The sequence below is a fragment of the Planomicrobium okeanokoites genome, assembly GCF_003428875.1.
GTDB lineage: Bacteria > Bacillota > Bacilli > Bacillales_A > Planococcaceae > Planococcus > Planococcus okeanokoites.
In genome coordinates this window covers 27,875-45,785 of the sequence record NZ_QQRS01000013.1, presented here as the reverse complement: position 1 = coordinate 45,785, position 17,911 = coordinate 27,875, and the positions used below count along the sequence as shown (strand labels likewise).

Below are 17,911 nucleotides of genomic sequence, written 5' to 3'. Positions count from 1 at the left end.
CGCCGTATACGCGAACCGTACGTACGGTGTTGTGAGAGGGGCGGAAATAAGTTAGCTTATTTTCCCTCTACTCGATTGGGTGAGTGGAGTGATAGTGTCGTATAACTGTGATTTAGTGCCGTATAGATTCTGTTTGCTATCGTATAGCGAAGATATGCTCACGTATAGCACATTTTACTTAACGAGCCGACTTTTTTTCCGGCTCTCACCAAAAGAAAAGTGCATTCGAATGGAAAGCAGTCCGCGCTGGCGGCGGACTGCCCAGTGGGCGGCGCTTCGGCCGCCGTCCGATCTTGGCCGATAGTGGATTGAGTTGCTAAGGTTGAGTTCTATCTTATAGTTTTGGGTGTCTATCTTATGGTTTTGTATTTCTATCTTACGTTTTTTGGGTTCTATCTTATGATTTGCCACTCTTATCTTACGAACCCACACTTCCGCAGGCTCTCACCAAAAGAAAAATGCCTTCGAATGGAAAGCAGCCCGCGCTGGCGGCGGACTGCCCACTGGGCCGATAGTGGTTTGAGTCACACAGGTGGAGTTCTATCTTATGATCTGTGGCAGCTATCTTATGATTACGCATTTCTATCTTACGTTTTTCGGTTTCTATCTTACGGTTTACCACTCTTATCTAACGAATCCACTATTCATAGCATCTCCATTTCCCATCAAAAATCCTCCCCCCAACCCAACCCAACCCAACCCAACCCAACCCAACCCAACCCAACCCAACCCAACCCAACCCAACCGTTTTCCCTTGTCCAAATCCACATTATTAATTATGATGATGACAACAGGGCAAACGTTGCGTAAGCCGAGGGTTTATTGCCTAAAATAACAATCTTTATGAGTATCCTCCCTGTTATTATTCAGCGCGAAAAGAATATAATAGAAGAAAACCATGAATGGAACGGAGATCATTATGACACTATCCCTTAATCCACGGGCGGAAGCGCTCGTTATATCAGGCATCCGCCAGTTTTTCAACCAGCTGGTCGATTATCCGGATGCCATCAATTTGACGATCGGCCAGCCGGATTTTCCTACGCCGGAAGCGGTGAAGCGGGCCGGCATGGAGGCGATTGCGGCCAATAAGACGAGCTATTCCCATAATGCGGGGCTGATCGAGCTGCGCCAGGAAGTTGCGGCGTTTTTCGGCGACACATACGGTTTGTCCTATAATCCGCAGACGGAGATCATCATTACGAACGGTGCCAGCGAAGGGCTGGATTCGCTGCTGCGCACGATTATTGAAGAAGGCGACGAAGTCATTATCCCGGCGCCTTGCTACACGGGCTACGTGCCGCTCATTGAATTGAACGGCGGCAAAGCGGTGCTGCTCGATACGTCGGATACGGCACTTGTGCCGGACCCGGAGCGTTTGGAAGCGGCCATCACGAATAAAACAAAAGCTGTGCTATTCAATTTCCCTTCGAATCCGACGGGTGTCAGCTTGAATAAAGAAGAAACGGATGCATTGGTCGAAGTGTTGAAAAAACACGAAATCTTCATCATATCGGATGAAATCTATTCGGAGAATGTTTTCGAGGGCCAGCATTTTTCATTCGCGTGCTATGACGATATCAAAGACCGGACCTTCCTGGTGCATGGCCTCTCGAAATCGCATTCGATGACGGGCTGGCGGATGGGCTTTTTGCTCGGGCCGCAGGAATATTTGCAGCATGTGCTGAAAGTGCATCAATATAACACGGTCTGCGCGTCATTGCCGAGCCAGCACGCCGCGATCGAGGCGTTGCGCAACAACCGTTTCGTGCCGGATGAAATGAATGATGCCTATAAGACGCGCCGCGATTATGTTTACGGCAAATTAATCGAAATGGGATTTGACGTCGTCAAGCCCACTGGAGCTTTTTACATATTTCCATCCATCGAGAAATTCGGGCTGACTTCATTCGAATTCGCAACGCGCCTGTTGAAAGAGGGGGGCGTTGCGGCAGTGCCGGGCTCAGCTTTCACAACATATGGGGAAGGTTTCCTGCGTATTTCGTATGCTTATGCGATGCCAACATTGGAACAGGCGATGGAGCGGATGGCCGATTGGCTGAAAACTGTGCAAGTGACTGAAAGGGGATAAGTTATGGGTCTGTTATGGGGAACACCGGAGGAATTGAAAAACTTGCTTTGTGAAATGGTCAGCTGGAATAGCATTACGCTGTCTGAAGGGGAAGTTGAATTCGCTTATAACTTGAAGGAAAAGCTGATGCAGATTCCTTACTTCCAGGAAAATCCTGAAAAGATTTATCTTGGTGAAGTCAATTGGGACCGCCAATACGTCACCGCTTTATACAAACATCCGGAGGCCACCGACACCATCGTTCTGATGAGCCATTTCGATACGGTTGAAACGGAGGAATACGGCGATTTGGAGCCGCTTGCCTGCAAGCCGGTCGAACTGACGGAAGCGCTGAAGGATTTTCGCGATGAACTGGACGAATACGCCCAAGCAGATCTCGATTCAGGTGAATACCTTTTCGGCCGCGGCACAATGGACATGAAAGCGGGTCTCGCGATGCACATGGCGATGCTTGAAAAAGCTGCAGCCAATGAATGGCATATCAACCTGGTGCTGTTGTCCGTTCCGGATGAAGAAGTCAATTCCGCGGGCATGCGCTACAGCGTCGGCAAGCTACTCGACCTTGAACGCGAATACGGACTCGAATATATTTTATTCCTGAACGGCGAGCCTTCATTCGCGCAGAAACCAGGGGACCAGGACCATTATATTTACACAGGCTCAATCGGCAAAATCATGCCGTCCGCCATGTTCTACGGCAAAGAGACGCATGTCGGCGAACCGCTGTCAGGCATCACATCGAGCTATATCTCGACATACCTGACACACCGGATGGAATGGAATCCATCATTCAAAGAAACCGTCTACGGGGAAACGACGCCGCTGCCGGTAACTCTGACGCAACGTGACATCAAGCATTCCTATTCAGCCCAAACGCCGTACCGGACGTATGCGATGTACAACGTATTCACCATGGAACACAGCGCCAAAGAAGTATTCGACCTGTTCGAAGGCGTCGCAAAAGATGCCGCAGCGCATTGTATGGCAGATTACCGTTCAATGTGCCGCAATGAAAACATCGAACCTGTCGGAGAGATTCAGGTCATGCGCTATGAAAATCTGGTGAAATACGCGCTTGAAAAATTCGGACTCGATTACTTCAACGAATTGATCCGGGATACGCTGATGCATCCGGAATGGGACGTGCGCGAAAAATCGATGCACATCACCGATATCCTCCTGCTCAACTGTCAGGAACTCACGCCGGCGATCGTCATCATGTTCGCGCCGCCGTATTACCCGGCGGTCAATTCATCGGAAGACGAACTGGTCAAGCATCTGGTTGAACAGATTACGGATAACGCCAAGGCGAAATTCGGTTATCAGCTCAATCAAATCCATTATTTCAACGGCATTTCCGATCTCAGCTACGTCAATTATGGCGACCAGGAAGAAGGCTGGGTCACATACGAAAGCAACACGCCAGTCTACGGCGATTCCTACAGCATCCCGTTCCAGGCCATGTCGCAATTGAAAGCGCCGGTCCTCAACATCGGCCAATTCGGCAAGGATGCCCACAAACGGACCGAACGCCTCCACATCAAAAACGCCTTCGAGCAGATGCCAGCGCTGCTCGAAGAGATGATCCTATCAATACCAGTGAAAAGCCGCCTGTGAGGGGGCTTTTTTTGGTGGGGGGATATGGTGAGAGTCGTATGAAAAGTGGGCACGTTAAGTAAAATCCGCTATACGTCACCATATAGAAGCTATACGACACCATATAGAATCTATACGACACCAAATCACAGCTATACGATAACAAACCTCCACCCAAATGAGTCAACCCACTCTCTGAAATGATCGGGCGGCGGCCGAAGCGCCGCCCACTGGGCAGTCCGCGCTGGTGGCGGACTGCTTTCTAATCGAATGCAGTTTTCTCTTATTGATAGCTTTCTAAAATTGGGCTCCTTAAGTAAAAGTCGCTATACGTCAGCATATTTTCGCTATACGACACCAACCAGCATCTATACGACACCAAATCACAGCTATACGATAGCAAACCTCCACCCAAACGAGTCAACCCACTCTCTGAAATGCTCGGGCGGCGGCCGAAGCGCCGCCCACTGGGCAGCCCGCGTGGCGGGCTGCTTTCCAATATGAGTGAACTTTTTATTTAGTGAAAGCCATTCGAAAAGCAGGCACGTTAAGTAAAATGTGCTATACGTTAACAAAACGCAGTTATACGACACCAAACAGAATCTATACGACACCAAAGCACGGCTATACGTTAATAGCGTTCTACCCAAGCACATCCTTCTCATCAAAAAATCATCAAATACCACTTAATATCAGAATCAAATCTCATTTTTGAAGCTATATGAGCCTTCAAAATTCAAATTTGGATAAATATGGAATAACTTGATAAGCTGTGCTACTATTGATGGAGGGGTGGCCACAATAATTATCAAGTACCGAAAAAAGCCAGCTAAAATTGCTGGGTATGAAGCATTGTTGAAAAGATTATCCATTTATCATCCGAAAAGAGAGGTTATTGAAGATCTACTCAAATCTGCCAATGCGGGTTATGGAGGAGAAGAACGACTCGACCAGCTGATGAAATACTTTGATCCTGATTATCCGTATTTAATTATCCAGGATTACTCAATTTCCTCAAATATCGAGTTGCAGGTCGATACGATTTTATTAACCCAGTCCTGCGTGATTTTATTGGAAGTTAAAAATATATCGGGGCGTCTTCGGTTCACTATAAACCCAAGCACACTGCATCAAACGACGGCATCCGGGGTGGAGCGTGGCCTTAAAAGTCCGTTGGTGCAGATGGAAATGGCAAAGTGGAAGTTTGAAAAGCTGGTGAACAGCCTCGATGTAGCTCTCCCAATTCATGCGTTTCTGGTGATTGCTTATCCGAATCAGATCGTCGAAGATTCGCCTCCTGGTTCTGTTATTTGGAGTGCAGATGAAGTAATGATCCGTTTGCAGAATTTCAATATGCCTCCGAAAATCCTCTCCATCGATGAGTTGCATAAACTCGGACAGCAATTGCTCAGTCTCTATTCTGAGTTTAATCCGTTTCCACTTGCACCGAAGAACAATATCGCTCCAAACGAAATTAGTAAAGGCGTATTTTGTCCAGACTGTAAATCTTCGAAAATGAATAAAATCAAGCGTACCTGGATGTGCCAGTCTTGTAGAGTCACAAATCCGGAGGCCCATCACCAAGCAATCCAAGAATGGTTCATGCTAATGAAACCCAGCATTACTGTTGCGGAGTGCAAGGACTTTTTGGAGTTAGAGTTTCCCTCGACCGTTAGAAGGATACTTAAAAATCCGTTATATAAGAAGGTCGGAGACAATAAAACAAGAAAATATTATTTGGACATGCAAGTGGACATTCATAAATAATGAATGTCTTTTTTGTTTTTTGAGAGCCACTTTCTAGTAGCGATCCAGGATAAGTCGATATATGATGCAAAATGAGATATTTGCCAGCTAAACTTCGCTATACGACAACAACCAGCATCTATACGACACTAAATCAAAGTTATACGACACCATAACCTCCACCCAAGCAACTCAACCCACTAATAGCCTAAATCGGGCGGCGGCCGAAGCGCCGCCCACTGGGCAGCCCGCGCTGGCGGTGGGCTGCTTTCCATACAAATGCCCTTTTCTCTTGATGAGAGCCGGATGAAAAGCCGGCACGTTAAGTAAAATATGCTATACGTCAGCATATCTTCGCTATACGACACTAAACAGAATCTATACGACACTAAATCGCCGCTATACGACACCATCACCTCCACCCAAGCAACTCAACCCACTATTAGCCAGATCGGGCGGCGGCCGAAGCGCCGCCCACTGGGCAGCCCGCGCTGGCGGCGGGCTGCTTTCCAATCCTATGCACTTTTCTTTCGATGAGAATTGTATGAAAAGTCGGGCGTGTTAAGTAAAATGCGCTATACAGCAACAACTCGTCGCTATACGACAACAACTCGTCGCTATACGATAACAACCAGCATCTATACGATACCAAAACAAAGTTATACGACAGCACCCCCACCCCATGTGCCACCCCCACCCTAGCAACCCCCCACAAATAAAGATACAATCATATATAATCACACCACCAAAGGAGCGGAACCACATGAAAATCAGCAAAGCAGAGATTTATGCGGTGAACTTTCCATTGAAAGAGCCGTTCATTATTTCGTATGCCAGCTATCCGAGTATGGCGGCGATTATTGTCAGGCTCCAAACGGACGATGGGCTCGTAGGCTACGGCGAGGCCGTGCCGGATGAGCATGTGACCGGGGAGCAGGTGGATGCGGCGTTTGAGATTTTGAAGCATGTGCTGGTGCCGCATGTTATCGGCCAAAGTCCGTTCGATATAGAGCAGATTCACCACCAAATGGATGCCGCCATTTCCGGCAATCCGGCAGCGAAAGCCGCTATCGATATTGCCTGTTATGACTTGATGGGAAAAGCGACGGGGCAGCCGGTCTATAATTTAATTGGCGGCAAGGCGCATGAACATCTGCAGTATCCGAAAGTGCTGAGCATTGAAGCGCCGGAAATTATGGCGGACAAAGCGAAAAAAGCGGTGGCCCAGGGATTCTCCAGTTTGAAGCTGAAAGTCGGCTTGGACGATGCCGCACTCGATATTGAGCGGATCTATGCCGTGCGTGAAGCGGTGGGCGAAGAGATGCCGATCCGGATTGATGTGAATCAGGGGTGGAAAACGGTCGGGCTCGCTGTGCAAACGATCAATTATCTTGAAGGCGCCAATCTGACATGGATTGAACAGCCGATCCGAATGGGAAATATCCGCGGTTTGGCGGAAGTGCGGCGAAAAGTGTCGACACCGATTATGGCGGATGAAAGCGTGCAGACGATGGAAGATGTGCTGGAGATCATCCGTTTGGAGGCAGCGGATTACATCAACATCAAATTGATGAAAGCAGGCGGCATCTTCCCGGCGATACAAATGGCCAAAGCGGCTGAAGCGGCGGGAATCATTGCACAGATCGGATCGATGGTTGAGTCTTCTGTCGGGTCCGCGGCAGGCTATCACGCGGTGATGTCACGCAAGAATATCCAAACAGCCGAGCTGACCGGACCGCTTTTATTCGCGGAAGAGATCGGAAATCTCCAGTATGAACTGCCTTATGTGAAATTGAGCGGCAAGCCGGGGCTTGGAGTGGATGTCGATATGGCCAAATTGGAAAAACTTACGATTAAATCGGCGAAAGTGGAAGGGTGAACGGAATGGAAATTAAACAGCAGATCCAGGAATATTTTAATCACTTCCATGCGAATCCGGAAGTGAGCTGGAAAGAATTCAAAACGACCGAGAAGTTGCAGGAAATTATGAATGAACTGGGTGTCCGCTCCAATATTTTCGACGACCTCACCGGGTTGATTGCGGAAATTGGGGAAGGTGAGGAGATTGTCGCGGTGCGTGCAGACATCGATGCTCTTTGGCAGGAAGTCGGCGGGACGATGCAGGCGAACCATTCATGTGGGCACGATGCCAATATGGCGATGGTGCTGGGTGCCTTATTGTACCTGCGGAATGAAACACTGACGAAACGTGTGCGTTTTATCTTTCAGCCAGCGGAAGAACAAGGCAATGGTTCGCTGTCGATGATTGAGCGGGGAGCGGTGGAAGGCGTGAGCCAACTGTTCGGTGTCCATCTTCGTCCGGCAGAAGAATTGCCGCTCGGCAAAGTGTCGCCGGCACTGCATCACGGAGCAGGAATTTTCCTGAGAGGGAAAATTACGGGAGAAGACGCGCATGGTGCACGCCCGCATCAAGGCAGGAATGCGATGGATGTCATTGCAGCGATTCACCAGTTCGTGAAATCGGTTTATTTTTCGCCGTTCGAATCCTATTCGGCTAAGCTGACGAATGTTCAAATGGGCGGCGAAAGCTTGAATATCATTCCGGGCAGCGCGACGTTTGCGCTCGATGTCCGTTCGCAGTCGAATGATTTGATGGATGAATTGCGGAAACGCATTGATGACGGTTTTGCCTCACTATCCAAACTTTATAATGTCGCCATCGACTGGGAATGGACCGATTATACCCCAGCAGCGGAAGTGTCGGATGAAGCGATGGAAATTGCGCGGACTGCAATCCGGAATGTGGTTGGCGAAGAAAATACAGCCGATCCGCTGCATACGCCTGGCGCGGACGATTTTCATTTCTATACGATCCGGAAATCGGAACTGAAGGCGGCGATGGTCGGTGTCGGAGCAGATCTTACACCCGGACTTCATCACCCCGATATGAAGTTCGATCCTGAAGCACTCGATATTGGGGCGCGCGTGTTGGCGGAAACACTGAAAAACGCCTAAAACATTTCCCGGGAAATAGAGCATGGAATTAATGCTTATGACACTAACGTAGTAATCTTCAATATGATACAGTGAAATGAGCAGAAGGAAACCCTCTTGAAAAAGAGGGTTTTATTAATTTGGACTCAAAAAAGTTTGAATTTTTAATGATTTCCTTCTGCAGGATACATCGCCTGCAACAGGTTTTCTCAACAGTTGCTGCGGGTATAGAGAATAAGTTTGCTCAACTTAGAGGAGGATTTTTTGAATGGATGCAATTTTAGACGCGTTGACGTGGATCGTTGACGAAGGGAATAACTTATTATGGACATACATATTGATCGCTCTATTGTTAGGATTGGGCGTCTACTTCACGATCCGCACAAAATTTGTGCAAGTAAGGCTTTTTGGCGAAATGTTCCGCGTCATCAGTGAAAAGAAAGATGGGGAAAAAGGGGTTTCGGCTTTCCAGGCATTCACCATTTCAACGGCATCACGCGTTGGGACAGGGAATATTACAGGTGTAGCATTGGCGGTTGCCATTGGTGGACCAGGCGCTGTGTTCTGGATGTGGATGGTTGCGCTGATCGGTATGGCGACAGCTTTCATCGAAAGCACATTGGCGCAGGTATATAAAGTGCGCGACGGCGAGCAGTTCCGCGGAGGACCCGCTTATTATATGGAGAAAGCGCTGGGCAACCGGAAATTAGGCATCGTTTTTGCCATTCTATTGACCCTCGCATTCGGCTTCATCTTCAACTCTGTACAATCGAATACCATCGCGCAATCGTTCGGGGATGTCTTCAATATTCCGGATTGGACGGTCGGATTAGGATTGGTGCTGTTGGCGGCTGTCGTAATCTTCGGCGGTGTCAAACGGATCGCGAAAGTTACTCAAGTAGTTGTGCCGGTCATGGCGATCCTTTATCTACTAGTGGCTATCTATATTGTCATCATGAATATTACGGAAATTCCAGCAGTCTTCATGCTGATCATCGAAAATGCTTTCGGCCTTGAAGAAGCAGTCGGCGGCGGTATCGGTGCAGCCATCATGCAAGGCGTGCGCCGCGGCTTGTTCTCGAACGAAGCCGGTATGGGTTCTGTTCCGAACGCGGCTGCATCAGCTAACGTTTCCCACCCTGCAAAACAAGGGCTTGTACAGAGTCTGGGTGTGTTCTTCGATACGATCGTCATCTGTTCGGCAACTGCTTTCATCATTATCCTTGCCGACCTTTATAACACAAGTGAACAGGAAGGCATCCTGCTTACACAGGCGTCCCTTGGCGTGCACGTAGGCGACTGGGCTCCGTACTTCCTGGCTGTTGCGATTCTGTTCTTCGCATTCAGTTCGATCATCGGTAACTATTACTACGGCGAAACGAACATCGAATTCATCAATGCCCACAGTGGCTGGTTGACAGCTTATCGTTTTGGCGTATTGGCGATGGTCATGTTCGGTGCTTTGGCTCAAGTCAGCCTGGTCTGGAATATGGCCGATCTGTTCATGGGTCTCATGGCGGTGCTCAACTTAGTTGTTATAGCACTGTTAGGTAACACAGCCTTCAAAGTGCTGGATGATTACACGAAACAACGTAAAGCAGGAAAAAATCCCGAATTTTACGCAAAAGATATTCCAGGATTGAAAAATACGGAATGCTGGGGAGAAGACCGGGATTAAATTATAATATTTGTATAGAGAAAGCCCTTCAGAGCAACGTCTGAAGGGCTTTTTTTACTGCAATAAAACATGGATATATGTACGTAGAATGGGCTTTTAAACATTTATAATTACCCTGCTCTTCCAATAATAAACATAGAAATAGCACTTGTTACATAACTGTAATATAACTGTAACCTACTTATGATGTTTATTCTGTTAGTATCTAAATATGCAAGAAAGGTATTTCAAAAAAGAAATTTGATTCGGTGTCTGATCAGCATCCAGAATCCACTAACTTATAGAGGTGACGATTTGAAGAAACGTATAATGCTTATGATGATTGCTGTACTATTAATTTCAGCAGCACCAATGATGACTAGTGAAGCCGACGCAGCCAGTGGAGCAACACCAGACCAAATTGCAGAATATGCTCTTAAATTTAAAGGCGTTCCATACCAATGGGGCGGGACAACACCTTCAGGATTCGATTGCTCAGGATATATCAGATATGTTTATGGTAACTTCGGCATCAGCTTGCCAAGAACTTCAGCAGAACAATTTAACGTAGGTACAGCAGTTTCCAAGAGTAACCTTAAAAAAGGCGATCTAGTATTTTTCGCAAATACATATAAGCCGGGAATCTCACATACAGGAATCTACATCGGAAATGGCAATGTCATTTCAGCTGAAAGCCAAGGAATTTCGATCTCAAACATCAACACTAACCCATATTGGGCTCCTAAATATGCAGGCGCTAAGCGTCTATCAAGCGTCAAAGAAGCAGTAACTACAGTTTCAAAACCGGCACCAGCGCCTGCTCCGGCACCAGCGCCAAAACCGGATCTTCCAAAAGGCCAGTACTATGATGTCTCTAAATCATTCTGGGCTTACGCACCAATCACGGAATTGAGCATGAAAAACATCATCACAGGTTACGATCACAGCGAATTCAAACCGAACAACTCTGTAACAAGAGCTGAAGCGGCAACAATGATCGCTAAATCACTTGGAATCGCACCAGTTGCAGGCACATCTTTCAACGATGTCTCTTCTAAACACTGGGCAGCAGGCTACATCAACGCTGTCTACAAAAAAGGCATCATCGATGGACGCGGCAACGGCAACTATGCACCGGACGCTAAAATCACGCGTGCTGAAATCAGCGCATTGCTGACAAAAGCATACGCAATGAAAGCATCAAACACTTCAGTGTCATTCACTGATATCAGCGGCCACTGGGCTGAATCTTCAATCATCAAAGTTGCATCAAGCAACTTGGCTAAAGGCTACGATGATGGATCATTCAAACCGAACGCTAACGCAACAAGAGCAGAATTCGCTCAATTCATCTACAACTCAATCAACCAATAAAATAGCGAACCGCCTGTCCCTAGTGGGGCAGGCGGTTTTTTTGGTGTGCCCGGCATGGGCGTAATCTATAGGGTGCAAGTCCCGAACTGTGAAGGCAGAAGTAACAGTTAGCCAAGCGCAAGGGTGTCCACGGCGACGTGGAATCTGAAGGAAGCGGGCGGCAAACCTCCGGTCTGAGGAACACGAACTTCATAGAAGGCTATGTGCGATTGGGTGAGCCTGCCAAACAAGGCAAAGCCCTTTCTGCCGAAGGTCGCATGCAGTAAATGAAGCAGATAGGTGGAGGGAAAGATTGCGTTCTTACCCGGGGAGGTCTGGTTGGAACGCCAAGTACCCTTGGTAACCTGCCCAGTGATGGGCAGCTGAACAACCAGAAGTCAGCAGAAGCCATAGTACCATCTCGTCTCGAGACGGGGGGGAAGGGCTGAACAATTAAGAGAGAACAACATCTTGGCAGGCAGTTTCTGCGTTGAACACAGACAACCCGTTAGGGCTTACTTGACTGGAGGACGTGGTGAATTCCACTGGGGACATCAAGAGGGTGGAGCAGAAACTGGATAAAGAAGAACCGTTGTTCACGGAAAGAGGCATAACGAATGTTAATGGAACAGATTCTCTCACGGGAAAATTTAATACGTGCCCTGAACCGAGTGGTTCGTAATAAAGGAAGCCACGGTGTCGACGAAATGCCCGTACAAAACCTGCGAGCGCATGTCATCGAACATTGGGACACCATGAAAATGGAACTTCTGTCGGGAACCTATCAGCCGCAGCCGGTCCGCAGGGTCGAAATCCCGAAACCTGATGGCGGCGTGCGCCTGCTTGGCATCCCAACCGTGATTGATCGGTTTATTCAACAGGCGATTGCCCAGGTTTTGTCTTCTATTTATGACCCGACGTTTTCTGAACATAGTTATGGGTTCCGACCAAAACGGAGCGCTCATGACGCAGTGAAGAAAGCGAAAAGGTTTATCACAGAAGGCAATCGCTGGGTGGTCGATATCGACTTGGAGAAATTCTTCGACCGGGTGAACCATGACAAGCTCATGGGGCTTCTGGCGAAGCGAATCGAGGACAAGCACCTGCTTCAGCTCATCCACAAGTATCTGAAAACTGGCATCATGATAAACGGAGTCGTGATGAACAGTGAGGAAGGCACTCCGCAAGGAGGTCCTCTCAGCCCGCTGCTCTCGAACATTGTCCTGGATGAACTGGACAAAGAGCTCGAAAAGCGTGGTCACTCGTTTGTCCGCTACGCCGATGACTGCAACATCTACGTGAAAACACCGAAAGCAGGCAACCGGGTCATGAAGTCGGTGACTTCATTTATAGAAGGAAAGCTGAAGCTGAAAGTGAATACCAGCAAATCAGCTGTAGACCGACCGTGGAAGCGGAAATTCCTTGGATTCAGCTTTACGCCTCACAAAGAACCGAAGGTGCGGATTGCGAAAACGAGCATGAACCGGATGAAAGACAAAATCCGGGACATCACCTCACGAAGCAAACCGTATTCGATGGAACAGCGAATCGCGAAGCTGAACCAGTACCTGACGGGCTGGTGCGGGTATTTTTCGCTAGCAGATACGCCTACTGTATTTGTAAAACTCGAGAAGTGGATTCGAAGAAGACTCCGCATGTGCATGTGGAAGGATTGGAAGAAGTCGAGCACAAAAGTGCGAAAGCTCACTGGACTAGGCATTCCGAAAGGAAAGGCGTACGAATGGGGCAATTCACGCAAAAGCTATTGGCGGATTTCAAACAGTCCGGTATTGCATAGAGCCCTCGGAAACTCCTACTGGAGTTCCCAAGGGCTCAAAAGTCTGATAGCACGTTATGAAACTTTGCGTTACGCATCTTAATTGAACCGCCGTATACCGAACGGTACGTACGGTGGTGTGAGAGGTCGGGAGTTAATCACTCCCTCCTACTCGATTTTTTGGGAAGGGTAGTTAGTTGGTTGGTTGGAGTTGGGATGTTGACGGATAGCGGGGTATTTGTGTCGTATAGCTTGTTTTTGGTGTCGTATAGGTTCTGTTTAGTGTCGTATGGTGGGGAGTTGCTGACGTATAGGGGAATTTAGTTAACGTGTTGATTTTAAATACGGGTTTCATCGAAGGAAAAGGCATATGAGTGGAAAGCAGTCCGCGGGCGGACTGCCCAGTGGGCGGTGCTTCGGCCGCCGCCCGAACTTAGGTAATAGGGGGTTGGATTGCTTAGGTGAAGTTCAATCTAATGATTGTGGATGGGTATCTTATGATTTCGCAATTCTATCTTACGGTTTTTGAGTTGTATCTTACGGTTTAAGATTCTTATCTTACGAATCCATATTTTCTCCGACTCTCATCGAAAGAAAGGTGCATTGGAATGGAAAGTAGTCCGCCAGCGGACTACCCAGGGGGCGGCGGTGGCCGCCCGAAATTGGGTAATAGGGGGTTGACTCATATGGGTGAAGTTCTATCTTATAATTGTGGGCGACTATCTTAAGATTTCGCAATTCTATCTTACGGTTTTTGAGTTCTATCTTACGGTTTACGATTCTTATCTTACGAATCCAAATTTTCTCCGACTCTCACGAAAGAAAAGTGCATTGGAATGGAAAGCAGTCCGCCCGCGGACTTCCCAAGGGGCGGCGCTTCGGTGGCCGCCCGAACTTGGGTAATAGGGGGTTGACTCATATGGGTGAAGTTCTATCTTATAATTGTGGGCGAATATCTTATGATTTCGCAATTCTATCTTATGGTTTTTGAGTTCTATCTTACGGTTTATGATTCTTATCTTACGAATCCAAATTTTCTCCGACTCTCACGAAAGAAAAGTGCATTGGAATGGAAAGCAGTCCGCCAGTGGACTGCCCAGTGGGCGGCAGACATGCCGCCCGAACTTGGGTAATAGGGGCTTGACTCATAGGGGTGAAATTCTATCTTATGATTGTGGGCGACTATCTTATGATTTTGCATTTCTATCTTACGTTTTTAGTACTTTATCTTACGGTTTGCGATTCTTATCCTACGAATCCACATTTCCTCCGACTCTCATCAAAAGAAAAGTGCATTCGGATGAAAAGCTGTCCGCAGAACGGATTGTGCAACCTCGTGTACTAGCGGGTCAACTCACTTGGAACGAGATATGATGTCGTATAGCGGTAATTAAGTGTCGTATAGAATCTATTTGGTGTCATATAGGGCCAGCTTACTGTCGTATAGAGCAAATATGCTATCGTATGACGCCATTTACCTAACACATCCCCACAAGCCCCCTACACATCATCTCCAAATTCAACAAAAAGAGAGAGCCGCACACCAGCGCGGCTCTCTCCATGACTCCATATTTTATTGCAGTTTTAATGATTTGCTTAAGATTTCAGCGTTCTCGGCCCGCGTGATGGAAGCTTCGGGACGGAAGGTGTTGTCGATTTTATAGCCTTGGACGATGCCGTTTTCGTAAGTGGCTTGGACGGCGTCAGCGTAGTATTTTGAAGCATCGACATCAGAGAATGTGCTGCCGCCTGATGAAGTGAGTTCGAATACGCGTTTCATGATGACGGCCATGTCGCCGCGTTTAATCGGTGATTCGGGATGGAAACTGGTGCTTGTGACTCCTTTGATGTAGCCGAGCTCATAGGCTTTATTGATATAGCCAGCGGCGTAAGAGTCAGTCTTGACGTCTTTGAAGTAATGCTTGGTGGCATCTGTCTTCAATCCGAGCGCACGGCCGATCATGGTCATGGCTTCAGCGCGCGTGATTGTCGATTCGGGGCGGTAAGTGCCGTCCGGGAAGCCGGTGACGATGCCGCGGTCAAAGATGTACTGGATCGATTCGCTGTACCAGTAATCCGTGCGGAGATCCGGGAACAATGCGACTTTCGATTGAAGTGATTGAACAAGCCCGTGGCCGTATAGATTGTCTTTGCCTTTTACACCCAAGTCGATTACGGCACGTTTAACGCTTGCGCGCAATTGAGCATTTGTCAGGTGAGGATAGGCTTCTTTATATTGTGCGAACACTGCAGAAACGAATGGCGTTGAAACAGAAGTGCCTTCACTCGATTTGTAATCGTCGTGGCCAGAAGTCGCAATAGTAGAGAAGGTGCTGTAGATGCCTTGTCCTGGTGCAACTATTTCGACAGAAGGTCCGCGATAGGAGAAGCCGGACAAGCGGTTGTTCGTATCAGTCGAACCAACAGCGATTACTGATGGATAACGGGCAGGATACAGCACGTCTGCCGTGTTTTGGACGTAATTGCCGCGGGTATCCACTATTTCGATATTGCCTGCTGCGGCAACGACGATGATGCCCAGCTCGTTAGCTTTTTTCAGCAAGGCCTCCAATTCGGGAATGTTAAAGTCGGTTGTCAGGCTCAGGTTGATGATGTCCATATCCTGGTCGATCGCCCATTGGATACCTTCCAAAACGTCTTCCAATGTCCCGGCGCCGCTGCTTGCCAATACTTTGACTGAATAGATTTCTGCGTCAGGTGCTGCGCCGACAACACCGATTGAGTTATTCAAGGCAGCGATTACGCCTGCAACGTGTGTGCCGTGTCCGGCGCCATCTGTAAATGGCGATGTATTGTCGATCATCGATGCGCCGCCTGCGACACTCAAGTCAGGATGTTTGGAATTGATCCCTGAGTCGATGACAGCGATTTTCACGCCTTTGCCAGTATAGCCGAGCTTCAATGCACTTGGCGCTTTGATATGCTGGTAGCCCCAGGAAGGTTGCTGGGCTGCTGCTTTAAAAATCGGTCCTTCTGGAATGTTCTTCACCGATACTTCTGTATCAGCTTTCATGACTGTTGCAGAAGGAATCGTTGCAATGACAGATGAGATGGCGTCCAGTTCGCTATGTATTTCAGCGCCCATGTCCTCGAGGGCCTGGTAGTCAATGCTGTCTTCAAACGAGATGATCACTTTTTCAAGGTCATTTTCTGAAGTTGCTGCAAATGCAGGCGTGATGCTCATGGATGTAAGCAACACCAATAAAATAAAAGTGATCGCTGTTTTCTTCAATTAACTTCCTCCTAAACATGTTATGTATGTACAGTATATAATAATTCCCAAAAAAAACGGACTTTAAAAGTCCGTTTTTTGAAAAAATAATATTTTTTTATTGTTGTTTCCAGTCATAATAATCTTCGATTCCTTCAGCAATCGCTGAAGCTGCACGTTCTCTGTATGTGGATGTTGCCAACTTGGCAGCATCACCAGAGTTTGTCAGGAATCCTAGTTCTACAAGAGCCGCTGGAAGCGGGTTGGCTGCAAGAACACGGTAATCGTATTCTTTTACGCCGCGGTTATTGTGCTCCATCGCTTTGTACAGGCGATTTTGGATAAATGTTGCAAGCTGTTTGCTGTCATTCGCAACAGATGCAGAATAGAACGTTTCAGAACCGCTTGTTCCTGGTGTATAAGCATTGGCGTGGATGCTGACGAAAGCGTCTGCGCCATTTTTCACGCCGTAAGCAGCGCGGTAATCAAGTGTGTAGAAAACATCCGTTCTGCGGATCATCAATACGTTGATGCCTTTCGCTTTCAACATTCTTTCGACGCGAAGGGATACATCAAGGTTCACTTCTTTTTCAACCAGGCCATTTGCAACCGCTCCTGGATCACTTCCGCCGTGTCCGGCATCAATGACCATTACACGGGATGGCTTAGATGTAGCTTTTGCCAGGTATGAAAGGCTGAAGTAACCTGTAAGGCTTCCAGACTTACCGTAAACCCAGTTGCCGCTGTAGCCGTAAACTTGAACTTCATTGTTTGTGTGGATTTGGCCGATCACTTTATAGCTTGTGGATGGGCCTGAACGGACATTTAAGTTATCAGTAGTTGAATATAATTTGGCGATCGTCGCATTTTGGAAAGCTACTTTGAATTTCGGTTCCAATGCACGTGCCAGGAAGATTGCAAATTCTTCTCGGATCAACTCTTTGTTCGGAGAATAACTTCCTCCGCCGGTTCCGTTTGAGATGCCGGCAGTCGCAATTTTGTTCACTGCTGTATAAAGGCTTGTGCTGCTTGAATCTTGTTTGATGTCGGTAAAGAACACAGTGCTCGTTTTCGTGAGATTGAATGCGCGGCTTAATAGGTAAGCCATCTCACCGCGGGTCATGGTTTGTTTCGGCTTGAAAGTGCCATCAGGATATCCGGTGATGATCCCTTTATCTACCGCTGACTGGATGTAGCCGGAGCTGTAGCTTGACGAACTCACATCGGAAAATTTGGTTTTTCTCTCTGTTCCACTTAATCCGAGTGCACGGCCGATCAATGTAGCCGCTTGTTCGCGTGTTACTGAATAGTCAGGTCCGAATTGGTTACTGGATATTCCTTTGATAAGTCCTCTATCGTATAAGTAATCAATCTCCACATCACTTGATGATACATCCTTAAATGGTGTCCATGCGGACGCGGGACTCAACCCTATACTGGAAATCACTAAAACAGCAGCGACTAGAAATAACATGACCTTGCTTGCAAAACTATTCATTTGTC

General features: G+C 47.7%; 10 protein-coding genes. 8 read left to right on the top strand and 2 right to left on the bottom strand.

Annotated elements, in window-relative coordinates:
- Positions 1-919: 919 nt before the first annotated feature.
- From D2910_RS15605 to ltrA, 8 genes are all read left to right on the top strand, one after another.
- On the top strand, positions 920-2,092 hold the full coding sequence (locus D2910_RS15605) for an aminotransferase class I/II-fold pyridoxal phosphate-dependent enzyme (RefSeq protein ID WP_117314135.1): 1,173 nt from the start codon (positions 920-922) through the stop codon (positions 2,090-2,092).
- A 3-nt stretch (positions 2,093-2,095) separates the two neighbouring features.
- Positions 2,096-3,709 (top strand): M20/M25/M40 family metallo-hydrolase, encoded by a 1,614-nt coding sequence (locus D2910_RS15600; RefSeq protein WP_084244306.1) that lies wholly within the window; start codon positions 2,096-2,098, stop codon positions 3,707-3,709.
- A gap of 771 nt (positions 3,710-4,480) precedes the next feature.
- The gene (locus D2910_RS15595) at positions 4,481-5,455 is read left to right on the top strand and encodes a nuclease-related domain-containing protein (protein WP_117314132.1); all 975 of its coding nucleotides are present in this window, start codon (positions 4,481-4,483) and stop codon (positions 5,453-5,455) included.
- 742 nt (positions 5,456-6,197) lie between these two features.
- Complete coding sequence (locus tag D2910_RS15590; protein WP_117314131.1) at positions 6,198-7,313, top strand: mandelate racemase/muconate lactonizing enzyme family protein; 1,116 nt, start codon at positions 6,198-6,200, stop codon at positions 7,311-7,313.
- Between the two features lie 5 nt (positions 7,314-7,318).
- Complete coding sequence (locus tag D2910_RS15585) at positions 7,319-8,410, top strand: amidohydrolase (protein ID WP_117314130.1); 1,092 nt, start codon at positions 7,319-7,321, stop codon at positions 8,408-8,410.
- Between the two features lie 247 nt (positions 8,411-8,657).
- Positions 8,658-10,067 (top strand): alanine/glycine:cation symporter family protein, encoded by a 1,410-nt coding sequence (locus D2910_RS15580; protein ID WP_101802380.1) that lies wholly within the window; start codon positions 8,658-8,660, stop codon positions 10,065-10,067.
- Between the two features lie 294 nt (positions 10,068-10,361).
- Positions 10,362-11,420: a C40 family peptidase gene (locus D2910_RS15575; RefSeq protein WP_240633634.1), complete on the top strand. Its 1,059-nt coding sequence runs from the start codon at positions 10,362-10,364 to the stop codon at positions 11,418-11,420.
- 596 nt (positions 11,421-12,016) lie between these two features.
- On the top strand, positions 12,017-13,279 hold the full coding sequence (gene ltrA, locus D2910_RS15570) for a group II intron reverse transcriptase/maturase (protein WP_117314129.1): 1,263 nt from the start codon (positions 12,017-12,019) through the stop codon (positions 13,277-13,279).
- Positions 13,280-14,749: 1,470 nt separating this feature from the next.
- Here the strand turns inward: ltrA and D2910_RS15555 are convergent.
- Together D2910_RS15555 and D2910_RS15550 are read right to left on the bottom strand one after the other, a co-directional pair.
- Positions 14,750-16,429: a S8 family peptidase gene (locus D2910_RS15555; RefSeq protein WP_117314126.1), complete on the bottom strand. Its 1,680-nt coding sequence runs from the start codon at positions 16,427-16,429 to the stop codon at positions 14,750-14,752.
- 97 nt (positions 16,430-16,526) lie between these two features.
- Positions 16,527-17,906, bottom strand: a complete 1,380-nt coding sequence (locus D2910_RS15550) for an N-acetylmuramoyl-L-alanine amidase (protein ID WP_117314125.1) — start codon at positions 17,904-17,906, stop codon at positions 16,527-16,529.
- Positions 17,907-17,911 lie beyond the last annotated feature (5 nt).

What these genes read in the sequence shown, in the direction of transcription:
- D2910_RS15605 (WP_117314135.1), top strand. Translation starts at nt 920, where the DNA reads ATGACACTATCCCTTAATCCACGGGCGGAAGCGCTCGTTATATCAGGC.
- ltrA (WP_117314129.1), top strand. Translation starts at nt 12,017, where the DNA reads ATGTTAATGGAACAGATTCTCTCACGGGAAAATTTAATACGTGCCCTG.
- D2910_RS15585 (WP_117314130.1), top strand. Translation starts at nt 7,319, where the DNA reads ATGGAAATTAAACAGCAGATCCAGGAATATTTTAATCACTTCCATGCG.
- D2910_RS15590 (WP_117314131.1), top strand. Translation starts at nt 6,198, where the DNA reads ATGAAAATCAGCAAAGCAGAGATTTATGCGGTGAACTTTCCATTGAAA.
- D2910_RS15580 (WP_101802380.1), top strand. Translation starts at nt 8,658, where the DNA reads ATGGATGCAATTTTAGACGCGTTGACGTGGATCGTTGACGAAGGGAAT.
- D2910_RS15600 (WP_084244306.1), top strand. Translation starts at nt 2,096, where the DNA reads ATGGGTCTGTTATGGGGAACACCGGAGGAATTGAAAAACTTGCTTTGT.
- D2910_RS15550 (WP_117314125.1), bottom strand. Translation starts at nt 17,906, where the DNA reads ATGAATAGTTTTGCAAGCAAGGTCATGTTATTTCTAGTCGCTGCTGTT.